Raw genomic sequence first — 16462 nt, forward strand, 5'->3', positions numbered from 1 at the left:
TTAAACAGCGAATGGCCACCCCTAGGGGGTGGCCATTCGTGTAATAGGAGTCCGGCGGTGTCCTACTCTCCCACAAGGTCCCCCTTGCAGTACCATCGGCGCAGAGAGTCTTAGCTTCCGGGTTCGGAATGTGACCGGGCGTTTCCCTCTCGCTATGGCCGCCGAAACACTAGAGATGTAACTATCTAGAAGTTTCAAACAGACACAACGCCCAAACCCGCTCAGATGAGCAGGGTGTGGGTGTTGATGCATGTTTGGTTCTCGACCGTACATCGAGAACCACATAGTGGACGCAAGCGCATGTGCTTTTTTGCAAGTTTTTGGGTGTTATCAAGTTATCGACTTATTAGTACAGGTCAGCTCCGTAGGTCTTTAGTCCCTACTTCCACATCCTGCCTATCAACCCAGTAGTCTAGCTGGGAGTCTCTCACCATAAATGGTATGGAAATCTCATCTCGAGAACGGCTTCCCGCTTAGATGCTTTCAGCGGTTATCCAGTCCGAACGTAGCTAATCAGCGGTGCTCCTGGCGGAACAACTGACACACCAGAGGTTCGTCCAACCCGGTCCTCTCGTACTAGGGTCAGATTCTCTCAAATTTCCTGCGCGCGCAGAGGATAGGGACCGAACTGTCTCACGACGTTCTAAACCCAGCTCGCGTACCGCTTTAATGGGCGAACAGCCCAACCCTTGGGACCTACTCCAGCCCCAGGATGCGACGAGCCGACATCGAGGTGCCAAACCATGCCGTCGATATGGACTCTTGGGCAAGATCAGCCTGTTATCCCCGAGGTACCTTTTATCCGTTGAGCGACAGCGCTTCCACAAGCCACTGCCGGATCACTAGTCCCGACTTTCGTCCCTGCTCGACTTGTCAGTCTCACAGTCAAGCTCCCTTGTGCACTTACACTCGACACCTGATTACCAACCAGGTTGAGGGAACCTTTGGGCGCCTCCGTTACTTTTTGGGAGGCAACCGCCCCAGTTAAACTACCCATCAGGCACTGTCCCAGAACCCGATTAGGGTTCGTAGTTAGATATCCAGAGTGACCAGAGTGGTATTTCAACAATGACTCCACCTGAACTAGCGTCCAAGCTTCACAGTCTCCCACCTATCCTACACAAGCCACACCGAACACCAATACCAAACTGTAGTAAAGGTCACGGGGTCTTTCCGTCCTTCTGCGCGTAACGAGCATCTTTACTCGTAGTGCAATTTCGCCGAGTTCGCGGTTGAGACAGCTGGGAAGTCGTTACGCCATTCGTGCAGGTCGGAACTTACCCGACAAGGAATTTCGCTACCTTAGGATGGTTATAGTTACCACCGCCGTTTACTGGGGCTTAAATTCTCAGCTTCGCCTTGCGGCTAACCGTTCCTCTTAACCTTCCAGCACCGGGCAGGCGTCAGTCCGTATACATCGTCTTGCGACTTGGCACGGACCTGTGTTTTTAGTAAACAGTCGCTTCCCACTGGTCTCTGCGGCCCTATCCCGCTCCCGGAGTAAATCCGTTCACAGGTCAGGCCCCCCTTCTCCCGAAGTTACGGGGGCATTTTGCCGAGTTCCTTAACCACGATTCTCTCGATCTCCTTAGTATTCTCTACCTGAACACCTGAGTCGGTTTGGGGTACGGGTGACTAAAACCTCGCGTCGATGCTTTTCTTGGCAGCATAGGATCACTGATTTCGTCCGTGAGGACTACCCATCGGGTCTCAGGCTATATAGAAGACGGATTTGCCTATCTTCTGCCCTACATCCTTAGACCGGGTCAACCATCGCCCGGCTCAGCTACCTTCCTGCGTCACACCTGTTAATACGCTAAACGCACCAGCATAGGGTCGTACGCTAGGCCCCAACCGTCACCCCGAAGGGATCAGTGATGGGGATTCAGATACTTAGCATTACTGGATTGTCTTGGGCGGTTTTTCGTCAGTACGGGAATATCAACCCGTTGTCCATCGACTACGCCTGTCGGCCTCGCCTTAGGTCCCGACTTACCCAGGGCGGATTAACCTGGCCCTGGAACCCTTGTTCTTTCGGAGGACGGGTTTCTCACCCGTCTTTCGCTACTCATGCCTGCATTCTCACTCGTGTGGCCTCCACGGCTGGTTTACACCGCCGCTTCGCTGGCCACACGACGCTCTCCTACCCATCCATACGCCTGGACCCACAAGTGGGCCGGGCAAAAATATAAATGCCACAACTTCGGTGGCGTGCTTGAGCCCCGTTACATTGTCGGCGCGGAATCACTTGACCAGTGAGCTATTACGCACTCTTTCAAGGGTGGCTGCTTCTAAGCCAACCTCCTGGTTGTCTGTGCAACTCCACATCCTTTCCCACTTAGCACGCGCTTTGGGACCTTAGTTGGTGGTCTGGGTTGTTTCCCTCTCGACGATGAAGCTTATCCCCCACCGTCTCACTGCTGCGCTCTCACTTACCGGCATTCGGAGTTTGGCTAACGTCAGTAACCTTTTGGGGCCCATCGGCTATCCAGTAGCTCTACCTCCGGCAAGAAACACGCAACGCTGCACCTAAATGCATTTCGGAGAGAACCAGCTATCACGAAGTTTGATTGGCCTTTCACCCCTATCCACAGCTCATCCCCTCCATTTTCAACTGAAGTGGGTTCGGTCCTCCACGACGTCTTACCGTCGCTTCAACCTGGCCATGGATAGATCACTTCGCTTCGGGTCTAGAACCAGCGACTAAAACGCCCTATTAAGACTCGCTTTCGCTACGCATTCCCCTCACGGGTTAAGCTCGCCACTGATCACTAACTCGCAGGCTCATTCTTCAAAAGGCACGCTGTCACCCCAACAAGGAGGCTCCAACGGTTTGTAAGCAAACGGTTTCAGGTACTATTTCACTCCCCTCCCGGGGTACTTTTCACCTTTCCCTCACGGTACTTGTTCACTATCGGTCATCTGGGAGTATTTAGGCTTATCAGGTGGTCCTGACAGATTCACACGGGATTTCTCGGGCCCCGTGATACTTGGGATACTCTTCGAGCCATAACTTCATTTCGACTACCGGGCTGGCACCGTCTATGGCTGGGCTTTCAATCCCATTCGTCTATAAAGCGCTGTAACTCTCACTGTTCGGCAGAAGCAGCAGAAAAGTCCCACAACCCCGACCATGCAACGCCTGCCGGCTATCACACATGATCGGTTTAGCCTCTTCCGGGTTCGCTCGCCACTACTAACGGAATCACTATTGTTTTCTCTTCCTGAGGGTACTGAGATGTTTCACTTCCCCCCGTTCCCTCTACCCGCCCTATATATTCAGGCGGGAGTCACCAGGTCACCCAAAGGGCCTGGCGGGGTTTCCCCATTCGGAAATCCTCGGATCACAGCTCTATTATCAGCTCCCCGAGGCTTATCGCAGATTTATACGTCCTTCTTCGGCTCCAGATGCCAAGGCATTCACCGTTTGCTCTTAAAAACTTGACAAACAAAATTGCAAAAAGACCAATGCTTACCACCCACAGACAAGTCCGTAGGTGATGTCATTGATACACATAACACAACACGCACCACGTCAGACAGAACCAAAGGTCCTGACCTATTTGATACGAGCGTGTAGATGCTCGCGTCCACTGTGTAGTTCTCAAAGTACGGGCGGTATCCTCCCCCACCCACACAACCCGCAAAAGCAGGCATCTCATGTGGATGAGACCAGGATCCAGAAGGCAGTCCAACCAACCCGAAGGTCAGCAGGCCCGGTCCTTCAGGACCCAACAGCGTGCATAAAACATACTTCACACCACAACCCCTGTTCCGAACCCCCGAAAGGGCTGTACTAACAAGCTGTGCAGCTTTTCTGTTTCCTAAGTCAATGTTCCACCCATGAGCGCCACCGCAGAACGTATGTCTACGAAATGGCTACGAGGTCAAATAGCGCTGTATACAGACGCATCCTCGAGTGCTCCTTAGAAAGGAGGTGATCCAGCCGCACCTTCCGGTACGGCTACCTTGTTACGACTTAGTCCTAATCACCGATCCCACCTTAGACAGCTCCCTCCCACAAGGGGTTAGGCCACTGGCGTTGGGTGTTACCGACTTTCATGACTTGACGGGCGGTGTGTACAAGGCCCGGGAACGTATTCACCGCAGCGTTGCTGATCTGCGATTACTAGCGACTCCGACTTCATGAGGTCGAGTTGCAGACCTCAATCCGAACTGAGACCGGCTTTTTGGGATTCGCTCCACCTTACGGTATTGCAGCCCTTTGTACCGGCCATTGTAGCATGCGTGAAGCCCAAGACATAAGGGGCATGATGATTTGACGTCATCCCCACCTTCCTCCGAGTTGACCCCGGCAGTCTCCTATGAGTTCCCACCATAACGTGCTGGCAACATAGAACGAGGGTTGCGCTCGTTGCGGGACTTAACCCAACATCTCACGACACGAGCTGACGACAACCATGCACCACCTGTTTACGAGTGTCCAAAGAGTTGACCATTTCTGGCCCGTTCTCGTATATGTCAAGCCTTGGTAAGGTTCTTCGCGTTGCATCGAATTAATCCGCATGCTCCGCCGCTTGTGCGGGCCCCCGTCAATTCCTTTGAGTTTTAGCCTTGCGGCCGTACTCCCCAGGCGGGGAACTTAATGCGTTAGCTGCGACACGGAGACCGTGGAATGGCCCCCACATCTAGTTCCCAACGTTTACGGCATGGACTACCAGGGTATCTAATCCTGTTCGCTCCCCATGCTTTCGCTCCTCAGCGTCAGTTACGGCCCAGAGATCTGCCTTCGCCATCGGTGTTCCTCCTGATATCTGCGCATTCCACCGCTACACCAGGAATTCCAATCTCCCCTACCGCACTCTAGTCTGCCCGTACCCACTGCAGGCTGGAGGTTGAGCCTCCAGTTTTCACAGCAGACGCGACAAACCGCCTACGAGCTCTTTACGCCCAATAATTCCGGACAACGCTTGCACCCTACGTATTACCGCGGCTGCTGGCACGTAGTTAGCCGGTGCTTTTTCTGCAGGTACCGTCACTTTCGCTTCTTCCCTACTAAAAGAGGTTTACAACCCGAAGGCCGTCGTCCCTCACGCGGCGTTGCTGCATCAGGCTTTCGCCCATTGTGCAATATTCCCCACTGCTGCCTCCCGTAGGAGTCTGGGCCGTGTCTCAGTCCCAGTGTGGCCGGTCACCCTCTCAGGCCGGCTACCCGTCGTAGGCTTGGTGAGCCATTACCTCACCAACTACCTGATAGGCCGCGAGTCCATCCTTGACCAAAATTCTTTCCACAACCAGACCATGCGGCCAGCTGAAATATCCGGTATTAGACACCGTTTCCAGTGCTTATCCCAGAGTCAAGGGCAGGTTACTCACGTGTTACTCACCCGTTCGCCACTAATCCACCCAGCAAGCTGGGCTTCATCGTTCGACTTGCATGTGTTAAGCACGCCGCCAGCGTTCGTCCTGAGCCAGGATCAAACTCTCCGTAAATGTTTACGCACAACCACGACACCGGAATAGGTAGACGCGATTGCAAGTTTGAAACTGACAGAACAAATCATTACTGACTTGCTTTGTATGTTTAATCTATTTCCAAAGGAATCCCAAACAATCACCAAACGATGACTGCCCGGGGTTTTTGGCATTTGACTTAGTGCACGCTGTTGAGTTCTCAAAGATCGGACGCACCCGAACATCCACCACACCAACCGGCGCAGCCTCAACTCGGGGCAACTTCTCAAACCTAGACCCNTAGTGCACGCTGTTGAGTTCTCAAAGATCGGACGCACCCGAACATCCACCACACCAACCGGCGCAGCCTCAACTCGGGGCAACTTCTCAAACCTAGACCCAAGTTTCGTTTCTGTCAAATCGTGTTTTGCGCTAGTCCGGATGAATCCGGGCGCTCAACATGACTTCCGACAGAACGTTCCTGGGAAGAGGCGTTATACATCCTAAAGCAGTTCTACAGAACACTTCTAGAGCGAATCTGATTCAGCTTAGGATTTGGTCCCGCTTGAGGCCGGAAGCTCTTCGGCTTTCCGAACCTGTGGGGTGACAAGAGAAGACATTACGGGCAGTTTCTGCGGCCGTCAAAACCGGCGTGCAGCCCGGGCGTGTCGCCGCGGAATTCCGCGGAACGTCACTCGACGAAGACTCCAGCGAGCGTCTTCTTGCCCCGTCGTAGAACGGCGACACCCGCAGGCAGAACCGATCCGTCGATCGTGGCCGACTCGTCGACCACCACCGCGTTGTTCACATAGACCCCGCCCTGGGCGATCGCACGCCGCGCTTCGCTCGCGCTCTTGGTCAGACCTGTGTCGACCATGAGTTGCGTGATCAGGGCGTCGGGCGCACACGTGGTGTTCGGCAACTCGCGGAGTGCGGACACCAGCGTGACGTCATCGAGATCGGCCAGATCTCCTTGGCCGAACAAGGCCTGAGCCGCCGCTATCGCCGAATCGGTCGCTTCGACTCCGTGCACGAGCGAAGTCACCTCGTAGGCGAGTGTCTTCTGTGCTTCACGACGGAACGGTTCCGATTCGACGAGCCCGGCGAGCCGCTCGATCTCTGTGCGGGGAAGGAAAGTGAAGATCTTGAGCCGGGCGATGACGTCGGCATCGAGGGTGTTGAGCCAGAACTGGTAGAAGGCGTATGGACTCGTGAGCTCGGGATCCAGCCACACGGCGTTGCCCTCGCTCTTGCCGAACTTGGTGCCGTCCGAGTTCGTGATGAGGGGGGTGCCGATGGCGTGGGCACTGCCCTGCGCTGCCCGGTGGATGAGGTCGGTTCCGCTCGTGAGATTGCCCCATTGATCGCTTCCCCCGGTCTGGAGGACGCAGTCGAAGGACCGGTACAACTCCAGGAAGTCCATCCCCTGCAGAATCTGGTAGCTGAACTCCGTGTAGCTGATGCCCGCGTCGGAGTTGAGTCGCGCGCTCACCGCGTCTTTCTTGAGCATCGTGCCGACTCTGTAGTACTTGCCCACATCACGGAGGAAGTCGATGGCCGAAAGAGGTTGCGTCCAGTCGAGGTTGTTGACCATACGGGCCGCGTTGTCACCTTCGAAGTTGAGGAACTTCTCGATTTGACGCCGAAGGTAGTCGACCCATTCGGCGACGGTGTCCTTGGTGTTCAGGGTGCGCTCGGCAGTCGGCCGAGGGTCCCCGATGAGACCGGTCGATCCTCCGACCAGACCGAGGGGCCGGTGGCCTGCGAGCTGGAGCCGACGCAGAAGGAGGATCTGCACCAGATTTCCCAGGTGCAGACTCGGAGCGGTCGGATCGAATCCGCAGTAGTAGGTGATCGGAGGACCGGCGAGGATCTTCTTCAGAGCGTCGCGATCAGTGGAGACGTGAACGAGACCACGCCACTCGATCTCATCCCAGACATCGTCGAACGAGGAATCGTTGTGCTGGCTCGAGAGAACTTCATTCGGGTTGGTCGACACCTGACCCACAGTATCAGCGGAGCCATCCGGCCCGATGAGGAGAAAACAGGGCTGAGGTCTTGATACCCGGGTAATCAGGTCAGTAGGCTTGATCTGCAGCACATCAAGGCTGAGGGCTTGACCCAGGAGGACCATATGATCGTCATCACCGCAGACCAGGTCGACAGCCGACATTCGGCCGATCTCGTATCGCAGACGGCTGTCCAGCTCGGGAACACCTTCGGCGAGGGACTCGCTCTTCCCGTAGACAGGAACGCCGGCGACGAGATACAAGCTCTCGTCGTCGACGCCGATGCGGCGGTCGGTATCGTCCTCGACCTGACCCGGACCGGAAGCTGGAGCGTCGGCTTGGGAGTGGGTAGCGTCGAACAGCCGTTGGGAACGAGCACCCGTGAGGCTCGAGGTCCTGCCTTCATCGCCGCACGAGCCGCCGTCGAGTCTGCCAAGAAATCCCCCCATCGATTCGCTTGTCGATCGGAGCGCCCCGTGAACATCGGCGATGCGGCCGATCTCGAGGCTCTGATGCTGCTGCTCCTCTCGATACGCGAACGCCGAACGAAACAAGGCTGGCAGGTCTACGACCTCCTGGCACAGGGACGGACTCAACGTGAGGCCGCCGGTCACCTGGGAATCACACCGCAGGCCGTGAGTGATCGGATGTCGGTGGGCCAGGTCAGAATCGACCTCGAGGCACATGTGCCACTCGGCCGACTGCTGTCTCGACTCGACTCGACAGATGAATCGCCGAAAGGACGGGCCTGATGGTCATCACCCCTCTGATCGTGTTGCTGGGCGTGGGCGTCGCGGCGAGTTCCATCGCGTTGATCCTCGACATCCGTGCCCAGAGTCCTGACACAAAAGCATCGAGAAGAACACGGTCCGGCCGCGCCGTCCTGTACTCCACGACAATCGTCGCGTGCTGCACGCTCCTCGGCGCACTGGCTTTCTCCGGTCTCACACCGAGCGACGAGATCGATCAGACACCTCTCGGTCGCGTGACCGTGACGATCCTCACCCTCATTCTGGCCACAGTCGGCGGAGGTCCGTTCGCCGTGCTCGCACTGCGCCTTGCGACACGGGGCGCCAGTCGCGCCGGAGTTCACGGCGGCATTCTCATCACGACGAACGGCCAGCCGAGCACTCCGGAACCCCTGCGCCAGTCCCCCGCGACCGCCGGTCTTCTTCGACGCCTTCTCGGCAACCGGCGCGCCGATCCGGAGACGACAGAGCGTGCTCCGACTGAACCGGCGGTGGGCGCCTCGACGGTCGAGGTGCTCCGGGGAGGAACGACCATCGGGGTTCTCGAACGTCTCGCTATCGCGGGAGCCATCATCGCTGGCTTCCCCGAGGCCATCGCTGTCGTCATCGCCATCAAGGGCGTCGGCCGGTTCAGCGAGCTGGCGGCGTCCGAGGCCAAGGAGCGGTTCATCATCGGGACACTCGCGAGTTTCGTCTGGGCCTGTGCCTGTGCACTCGTTCTGCGGTGAGCAGACCCTCGTGACCGCGAGAAGCTCGATCGTCTAGCTGCGCTTGCGCGGCACACTCGCACGATACGGCGACACCGTCGGATCGCCGTCGATGAAGTACCGCCACGGGTACGCTGCCAGCCCGCCTGGTCCGCTGACCCCCGTGCGCACACTGCTCGCTATCTCGAACACCGCGTCGGTGAGCTCGAGCGAGTAGCCCTCGCCGAGCACATACGCTCCCCCATCCGACAGGGGAATACCCATCGCCTTCGTCAGTCTCGCCGGCCCACGAGCGAGGTCACGCAGAGCGACGTTCTCGCCCCGATGTGCTCGCGCAAGGTCGAGCCCCTCCACGATCTCGCCGGCGCGGAGAAGAACGGCTGATGCCTGGCCTTCGGGGGAACACACGATGTTGGCGCAGACGTGCATGCCATAGGTGAAGTACGTGTACAGATGCAGGGGCGGCCCGAACATCACAGCGTTCCGTGCCGTCATCCCCCGGTAGCTGTGCGATCCCGGATCTTCACCCACACCGAGATACGCCTCGACCTCGGTGATGCGCAGCGTGATATCGCCTGACTCAGAGTGCCGGGTGAACCGAGCTCCCAACAACTCGGGAGCGACGTCGACACTCGTCCTGTCGAAGAAACCCGAACTGTTCGAGGCCGGGGTGAGCATCGATCTAGAACAGGCCTTTGCCGGATACGACCGACACGACCACGACGAAGACGAGAACGGCCACGGCGATGCCGACGACGATCCACGTCGTGCGCTTCGACATGGGCGGCCGGGAGCGCTTCTTCTTGTTGTCCTCGTTGCGCAGAGTCACAGGGTTCCGATCTCCGGTGCCGCGGCGGCTTGCAGAGAGCGGACGCTCTCCGTGAGTGCAGCCAACTGCTCTCGTACGCGATCGGGCGCGGTGCCACCGCGACCATCGCGACTCGAGACCGATCCTTCGATCGTGAGAACCGAACGCACAGCCGGCACCAGGTGCGGCGACAGCGAGGCGTACTGCTCGTCGCTGAGCTCGTCGAGTTCGAGATCGTTCTCTTCGGCGAATCGCACCAGCGCACCGGTGATCTCGTGGGCATCGCGGAAGGACACGTGCTGCTTGACCAGCCACTCCGCGACGTCGGTGGCCAGCGAGAAACCTTGCGGCGCCAATTCCGCCATCCGGTCGGTGTGGAAAGTCATCGTCGCGACCATGCCCGTGAACGCCGGCAGGAGAACCTCGAGAGTGGTGATGGAGTCGAAGACCGGTTCCTTGTCTTCCTGGAGATCTCGGTTGTATGCGAGGGGAAGACCCTTGAGCGTGGTGAGAAGCCCGGTGAGGTTGCCGATCAATCGGCCCGATTTTCCGCGAGCAAGTTCCGCTATGTCGGGATTCTTCTTCTGCGGCATGATCGACGAGCCCGTCGAGTAGGAATCCGACAGCGTGACGAACCCGAATTCCTTCGTGTTCCAGAGAATGATCTCCTCGGCGAAACGCGAGAGATCGATTCCGAGCTGCGCAGCGATGAAGGCGAACTCGGCCACCACGTCACGACTCGCCGTTCCGTCGATCGAGTTCCAGGAACTCCTGTCGAAGCCCAGTTCGACGGCCACGGCCTGAGCGTCGAGACCGAGCGTGTTGCCGGCCAAGGCTCCAGAGCCGTACGGCGACCAGTTGGCTCGGCGATCCCAGTCGACGAAGCGCTCCAGGTCGCGCACCAATGGCCAGCAATGGGCCAGCAGGTGGTGCGACAGCAGCACCGGCTGCGCGTGCTGCAGGTGAGTTCGGCCAGGCAGAATCGCACCGAAGTGCCTGTCGGCCTGGGCGGCGATGGCATCGATCAGATCGGTCACGAGGTGCCGGATGCGCGAAGCATGGTCTCGAAGCAACATGCGCACGAGCGTGGCGATCTGGTCGTTGCGGCTGCGGCCCGCGCGGAGCTTGCCTCCGAGCTCGACGCCGGCCCGGTCGATGAGTCCGCGTTCCAGCGCGGAATGCACGTCTTCGTCCGATGCGAGTGGGCGGAACGTGCCGTCTGTCACATCGGCATCGAGCACGTCGAGGGCGTCGATCATGCCCGCCAGCTCATCGGCCGTCAGGTATCCGGCCTCGGCCAAGGCTCGTGCGTGGGCGCGGGAACCCGCGATGTCGTACGCCGCGAGCTGCCAGTCGAAATGGGTCGACCTGCTCAGCTCGACGAGCTCCGGTGCGGGGCCACCCGCAAAGCGGCCACCCCAGAGGGCTCCCGCCTCGCCGGCACGGTTCGATACGGTGTCGTCGCTCATCTGTCTCAGATTCCCTTCGCGGGCGATTGCTGGCGGAGAAGCCAGACGAGGAGTGCCTTCTGCGCGTGAAGCCGGTTCTCGGCCTCGTCCCAGATGACGCTCTGCGGGCCGTCGATGACATCGGCACTGACCTCGTACCCGCGATCCGCCGGAAGGCAGTGCAGGAACAAGGCGTTCTCGTTCGCCTGATCGAGAAGGGCCTGGTCGACCTGGTACCCGCCGAAGATGGCCACTCGCTCGGCCTTCTCATCTTCTTTGCCCATCGAGACCCACGTGTCGGTCACCACGATGTCCGCCCCGCGGACCGCCTGAGCCGGATCGACATGCACCGCCACCGACCCACCCGTCTCTGCGGCGCGCGCCTCCGCATCAGAGAAGACCGCCGGGCTCGGAGCGAATTCCGCCGGCGCACCGATGCGCACGTGCATTCCCGCCGTCGCGCAGGCGAGGAGGTACGACTGCGCCATGTTGCTGGCTCCGTCTCCGAGGAACGCGACGGTCTGACCGGCGAGCACGCCGCGGTGCTCACGGATGGTCAGCAGATCCGCCAGCAACTGGCAGGGATGGAATTCATCGGACAACGCGTTCACGACGGGAACCGTCGTTCCCTTCGCCATCTCCTCGAGTCCGGTCTGAGCGTAGGTGCGCCACACGATTGCCGCGACCTGGCGTTCCAGCACTCGGGCGGTGTCGGACGCGGTCTCCTTGCCCCCCAGTTGGCTCGAGGCCATGCTGATGATGAGGGGGCTACCGCCCAGATCTGCGATTCCGACGGCGAACGAGACCCGCGTGCGCGTCGACGACTTGTCGAAGATCACGGCGACCGTCTGCGGACCGGCCAGCGGCTGCACCTGGAATCGGTCTCGCTTGAGCTCCAATGCCAGGTCGAGAATCTCGGCCTGCTCGGCAGGTGAGAGGTCGTCGTCGCGCAGGAAATGTCTGGTCACGGGAGAGCTTTCGATAAGTGTCGGAAAGGGAAAGACTAGCGGTCGCGACGGGGCTCTTCAGTCGAAGGGCACGGCGTCGAGCGCCGCTCGGAATCGCTCGGCGAAGAGACGTACCTCGTCGTCGCCCACGATGAGCGGCGGAGCGATGCGGATACTCGAGTCGTTCGCCGCGTTCACGATGAGGCCCGCGTCGAGCGCTGCGGCCGACACAGCCGACGCGACCGGGCTGGTCAGACCTACTCCGATCAGGAGACCGCGACCGCGGACCTCGGCCACGTGCGGAGAACCGATGTCCCGGATCGTGCGCGCGATCTCTTCTCCGCGAACGGCGGCGTTCTGGATGAGCCCGGCCGACTCGATCTCGGCGAGCACCGCGTTGGCCGTCGCCGTCGCGAGCGGGTTTCCGCCGAACGTCGAGCCGTGCATTCCGCGTTGGAAGAGTTCGGATGCCCATCCGAAGGTCACGAGGGCTCCGATCGGGAAGCCCCCACCCATGCCCTTGGCCATCGTCACGGCGTCGGGACGGATTCCGAACTGCTCGTAAGCGAACCAGGACCCCGTGCGACCGGCGCCCGTCTGGATCTCATCGAGGATCAGCAGCACGTCGTGCTCGGCGGTCAACTCTCTAGCGCGAACGAGCAACCCTTCCGGCAATTCGACGACGCCGGCCTCGCCCTTGATCGGCTCGAGGATGAGTGCGGAGACCGAGCCGTCGATGGACCGCTCGAGGGCCTCGATCGTCGAGTCGATGTGCTCCACGCCCGACGGCATCGGCTCGAAGGCGTCGCGCAGGGCAGGCTTTCCGGTCAGGGCGAGTGCGCCCATCGTGCGCCCGTGGAACGAGTCGTGCACAGCGAGAATGCGGTGACGGCTACCCGTCTTGTTGAGCCGAGCAAGCTTGAAGGCGGCCTCGTTCGCCTCGGCGCCGGAGTTTCCGAAGTACACTCGGCCCTCGTCGCCGGCGCCCGTGATTCTCTTCAGCCGCTCGGCGAGCTCGAGCTGCGGAGCGGTGGTGAAGTAGTTCGACACGTGCGCGAGGGTCGCCGCTTGACGCGAGACCGCGTCGACGAATGCCGGATGCGCGTGGCCGAGCGAGTTCACGGCGATGCCGGCGAGGAAATCCAGATACTGCTTGCCGGATTCGTCCCAGACGTAGCAGCCCTCTCCTCGAGTAAGCAGGGCGAAAGGCGAACCCATCGATTTCATCAGCGAGTCGCCGAAACGATCCGACCATGCTGTCTCGGTGTTCACAGTGCCTCCCGGCTGACCTCGGTGCCGATGCCGCTCTGGGTGAAGACCTCGAGCAGGATCGAGTGGGGCGTACGTCCGTCGATGATCGCGGCCTTCGCCACTCCCCCATCGACGGCTTCAAGACAGGCGGCCATCTTCGGAATCATTCCGGACTCCAGCCTGGGCAGGAGTTCGCGCAGCGATTCTGCGTCGATGCTGCTCACGAGAGAATCCCGGTTGGGCCAATCGCTGTAGAGTCCTGCCACATCGGTGAGGATGACCAGCTTGACCGCCCCGAGAGCCACGGCCAGCGCGGCGGCGGCGGCATCGGCGTTGACGTTCAATGACTGGCCGGGATTGTCGATGTCTGGAGCGATCGATGAGACGACCGGAATGTACCCGGCCTCGAGCCGCTGTCGGATACCGTCAGGATCGACCGCGACGATGTCACCCACCTGGCCGATGTCGACCTGCTCGCCGTCGACCTCGATGGTGCGTTTGCGACCGGAGAAGAGGCCGGCGTCGTCTCCGGAGAAAGCAACGGCGAGGGGGCCGTGTTCGTTGATGTGCCCGACGATCTCTCGACTGATCTGGCCCGCGAGAACCATGCGCACGACGTTCATCGCCTCGGGGCTCGTCACGCGGTAGCCGCCACGGAATTCGCTCTGGATACCGAGGCGATCGAGCATCGCCGAGATCTGCGGTCCGCCTCCGTGCACCACGACGGGGCGGATACCCGCGTAACGCAGGAACACCATGTCTTCGGCGAACGACTTCTGTAGGGCTTCGTCGACCATGGCGTTGCCGCCGAACTTGATGACCATGATCTGGCCGTGGAATCTCTTGAGCCAGGACAAGGACTCGATCAGAGTCGAGACTTTGTCGCCGGCGGAGGCGATCGGGGTGGGCATGTCTGTCATCAGGTGGCGTATGCGCTGTTCTCGTGGACGTAATCGTGGGTGAGGTCGTTCGTGAGGATCGTCGCGCTCGATGCACCGACCTTCAGATCGATGAGCACGTGCACGGCACGCGGAGTGAGATCGACCGAGTCGCTCGGCTGATCCGGCTGGCCGGAAGAGCACACCCGCACGCCGTTGATCGTCACATCGATATCGAATGGATCGAATTGCGCCTGGGTCGTGCCGACGGCCGCGAGCACCCGCCCCCAGTTGGGGTCGTTGCCGAAGACCGCGGCTTTGAATAGATTGCTCCGCGACACCGCGCGTCCTACGTCGACCGCCTCGTCTTCGGTGGCCGCGCGGATCGTCTCGATCGTGATGTCGTGGCTCGCGCCTTCGGCGTCGCCCTGCAACTGCTGTGCGAGATCGGCGCAGATCGCGGTGACGGCCGCCTCGAATTCGGCAGGATCGGGCACGGTTCCGGAAGCGCCCGACGCCATGATCGTCACCTGATCGTTCGTCGACATGCACCCGTCGGAGTCGAGTCGGTCGAAGGTGACTCTCGTCGCAGCGCGGAGAGCCGCGTCGAGCTGGGGGCTCGACACGTCGGCATCGGTCGTGATGACGACGAGCATCGTCGCGAGCCCCGGTGCCAGCATGCCGGCGCCCTTCGCCATGGCGCCGATGACCCAACCCGAAGGTGAGTTCACGACGGCCTGCTTCGGATGCGAGTCGGTCGTCATGATCGCACGGGCAGCATCGGGTCCACCGTCTGCGGTCAGAGCCGGAGCGGCGATATCCACCCCGGCGAGCAGACGGTCGCGGAAGCTCTGGTCCCCCGTGCCGATGAGGCCCGTCGAGCAGACGAGCACGTCCCCCGACGAGACCCCCAGACGGGCACCGACCTGTTCCGCCGTCTGATGCGTGGTCTGAAATCCGAACGCGCCGGTGTAGCAGTTCGCGCCGCCCGAATTGAGCACGATCGCCTCGACCGATCCGTCGAGGATCGCCTGACGCGACCAGATGATGGGGTTGGCGGTGCAGCGGTTGCTCGTGAACACGGCGGCGGCCGATCGGCGCGGGCCGAGGTTCTGAACCAGGGCGAGATCGAGCGCACCCGATTCCTTGAGGCCCGCAGCGATCCCTGACGCGACGAATCCTTGTGCTGCGGTGACACTCACGGTGCGACTCCATTCACCGGCAGGCCGGTCGTTTCGCCCAGACCGAGGGCGATGTTGGCCGATTGGATGGCGGCACCGGCTGTTCCCTTGACGAGATTGTCGAGGGCGGTCACGGTGACCACCCTGCCTGCGGCCTCATCGACAGCGAGCCCGACGAGAGCGACATTCGCGCCGGTGACGTCGCCGGTGCGCGGAAAACGCCCCTCGGGAAGAAGATGGACGAAGGGCTCGTCCGCGTACGCGAGCTCCCACGCACTCCGCACGTCCGACGCCGTCACTCCGGGAGCCAGTCGAGCTGTCGAGGTGGCGAGAATGCCTCTCGACATGGGAACGAGCACGGGAGTGAACGACACCGAGATGCGAGCGCCGGATGCTCCGCGGAGGTTCTGGACGATCTCCGGCACGTGACGGTGGCGCCCGCCGACGCCGTAAGCGCTGGCCGAGCCCATGATCTCGGATGCCAGCAGATCTGTGCGCAGAGCTTTGCCCGCGCCCGAGGGACCCACCGCGAGAACGGCCACGATGTCGTCTCCCTCTATCACGTGCGCGGCAAGCCCGGGTGCCAGCCCCAACGAGATCGCTGTGACATTGCAGCCGGGAACGGCGATGCGCTTCACGCCGACGAGCGCATCGCGCTGCCTCGACCCGTCGTGCCTGATCAGCTCGGGGAGGCCGTAGGGCCAGGAGCCGTAGAACTCGCCACCGTAGAAGTCGGCCCAGTCGGCCTCGTCGACGAGGCGGTGATCCGCGCCGCAGTCGACGACGAGAGTCGACGGGTCGAGACGCTCTGTCAGCTCGCCGGACTTGCCGTGCGGCAGTCCGAGGAAGACCACGTCGTGGCCATCCAGTTTCTCGGCGGTCGTGTCGACCAGCTCAAGGTGCGCGAGCGAACGCAGATGCGGATGCACGTCGATCAGTCGCTGGCCTGCCTTGGCGTGAGCCGTGACCGTGGTCACCTCGAAGTCGGGATGGTCGGCGAGAAGACGGAGCACCTCGCCCCCGGCGTACCCGCTCGCACCGGCAACAGCAACCGAATAAGTCATGCCTT

The 16462-nt window shown here is 60.7% G+C and carries 11 protein-coding genes and 3 rRNA genes; 2 read left to right on the forward strand and 12 right to left on the reverse strand.

Annotated elements, in window-relative coordinates; genetic code table 11:
• Window positions 1–49: 49 nt before the first annotated feature.
• The 4 genes from rrf to tyrS form a co-directional block, all read right to left on the reverse strand.
• A 5S ribosomal RNA gene (gene rrf, locus ASE64_RS00005) occupies window positions 50–166 on the reverse strand.
• A gap of 160 nt (window positions 167–326) precedes the next feature.
• Window positions 327–3447: ribosomal RNA gene (locus tag ASE64_RS00010) — 23S ribosomal RNA — on the reverse strand.
• A gap of 483 nt (window positions 3448–3930) precedes the next feature.
• Window positions 3931–5454 (reverse strand): 16S ribosomal RNA (locus ASE64_RS00015).
• Together the 16S, 23S and 5S rRNA genes form the textbook arrangement of a ribosomal RNA operon.
• 652 nt (window positions 5455–6106) lie before the next feature.
• On the reverse strand, window positions 6107–7414 hold the full coding sequence (gene tyrS / locus ASE64_RS00020) for a tyrosine--tRNA ligase (protein WP_235480425.1): 1308 nt from the start codon (window positions 7412–7414) through the stop codon (window positions 6107–6109).
• Between the two features lie 135 nt (window positions 7415–7549).
• Here tyrS and ASE64_RS00025 point away from each other — a divergent pair, with 135 nt between their 5' ends.
• Both ASE64_RS00025 and ASE64_RS00030 read left to right on the forward strand, forming a co-directional pair.
• Window positions 7550–8176, forward strand: a complete 627-nt coding sequence (locus tag ASE64_RS00025) for a hypothetical protein (protein WP_055774237.1) — start codon at window positions 7550–7552, stop codon at window positions 8174–8176.
• The gene (locus tag ASE64_RS00030) at window positions 8176–8901 is read left to right on the forward strand and encodes a hypothetical protein (RefSeq protein ID WP_055774238.1); all 726 of its coding nucleotides are present in this window, start codon (window positions 8176–8178) and stop codon (window positions 8899–8901) included. Before ASE64_RS00025 ends, ASE64_RS00030 begins: the two co-directional genes overlap by 1 nt.
• A gap of 33 nt (window positions 8902–8934) precedes the next feature.
• Here the strand turns inward: ASE64_RS00030 and ASE64_RS00035 are convergent, their stop codons facing one another.
• The 8 genes from ASE64_RS00035 to argC are packed head-to-tail and all read right to left on the reverse strand — an operon-like array spanning window position 8935 to window position 16457.
• Window positions 8935–9558 (reverse strand): DNA-3-methyladenine glycosylase, encoded by a 624-nt coding sequence (locus ASE64_RS00035; protein WP_055774240.1) that lies wholly within the window; start codon window positions 9556–9558, stop codon window positions 8935–8937.
• 4 nt (window positions 9559–9562) lie between these two features.
• Entirely contained in the window at window positions 9563–9709 is a 147-nt protein-coding gene (locus ASE64_RS17285) for a hypothetical protein (RefSeq protein ID WP_156351574.1), read from the reverse strand.
• Window positions 9706–11157 (reverse strand): argininosuccinate lyase, encoded by a 1452-nt coding sequence (gene argH, locus ASE64_RS00040; protein WP_055774242.1) that lies wholly within the window; start codon window positions 11155–11157, stop codon window positions 9706–9708. Before argH ends, ASE64_RS17285 begins: the two co-directional genes overlap by 4 nt.
• 5 nt (window positions 11158–11162) lie before the next feature.
• Window positions 11163–12104: an ornithine carbamoyltransferase gene (argF, locus tag ASE64_RS00045; protein WP_055774245.1), complete on the reverse strand. Its 942-nt coding sequence runs from the start codon at window positions 12102–12104 to the stop codon at window positions 11163–11165.
• Window positions 12105–12161: 57 nt separating this feature from the next.
• Window positions 12162–13355, reverse strand: a complete 1194-nt coding sequence (locus ASE64_RS00050) for an acetylornithine transaminase (RefSeq protein WP_082465801.1) — start codon at window positions 13353–13355, stop codon at window positions 12162–12164.
• Window positions 13352–14254 (reverse strand): acetylglutamate kinase, encoded by a 903-nt coding sequence (gene argB, locus ASE64_RS00055; RefSeq protein WP_055774248.1) that lies wholly within the window; start codon window positions 14252–14254, stop codon window positions 13352–13354. The genes ASE64_RS00050 and argB overlap by 4 nt, the downstream gene beginning before the upstream one ends.
• A complete protein-coding gene (gene argJ / locus ASE64_RS00060; protein WP_055774252.1) occupies window positions 14254–15414 on the reverse strand; it encodes a bifunctional glutamate N-acetyltransferase/amino-acid acetyltransferase ArgJ in 1161 nt (386 codons plus the stop codon). The genes argB and argJ overlap by 1 nt, the downstream gene beginning before the upstream one ends.
• A complete protein-coding gene (argC, locus tag ASE64_RS00065) occupies window positions 15411–16457 on the reverse strand; it encodes an N-acetyl-gamma-glutamyl-phosphate reductase (protein ID WP_055774255.1) in 1047 nt (348 codons plus the stop codon). Before argC ends, argJ begins: the two co-directional genes overlap by 4 nt.
• Window positions 16458–16462 lie beyond the last annotated feature (5 nt).

The organism is Agreia sp. Leaf210, assembly GCF_001421485.1.
GTDB lineage: Bacteria > Actinomycetota > Actinomycetes > Actinomycetales > Microbacteriaceae > Agreia.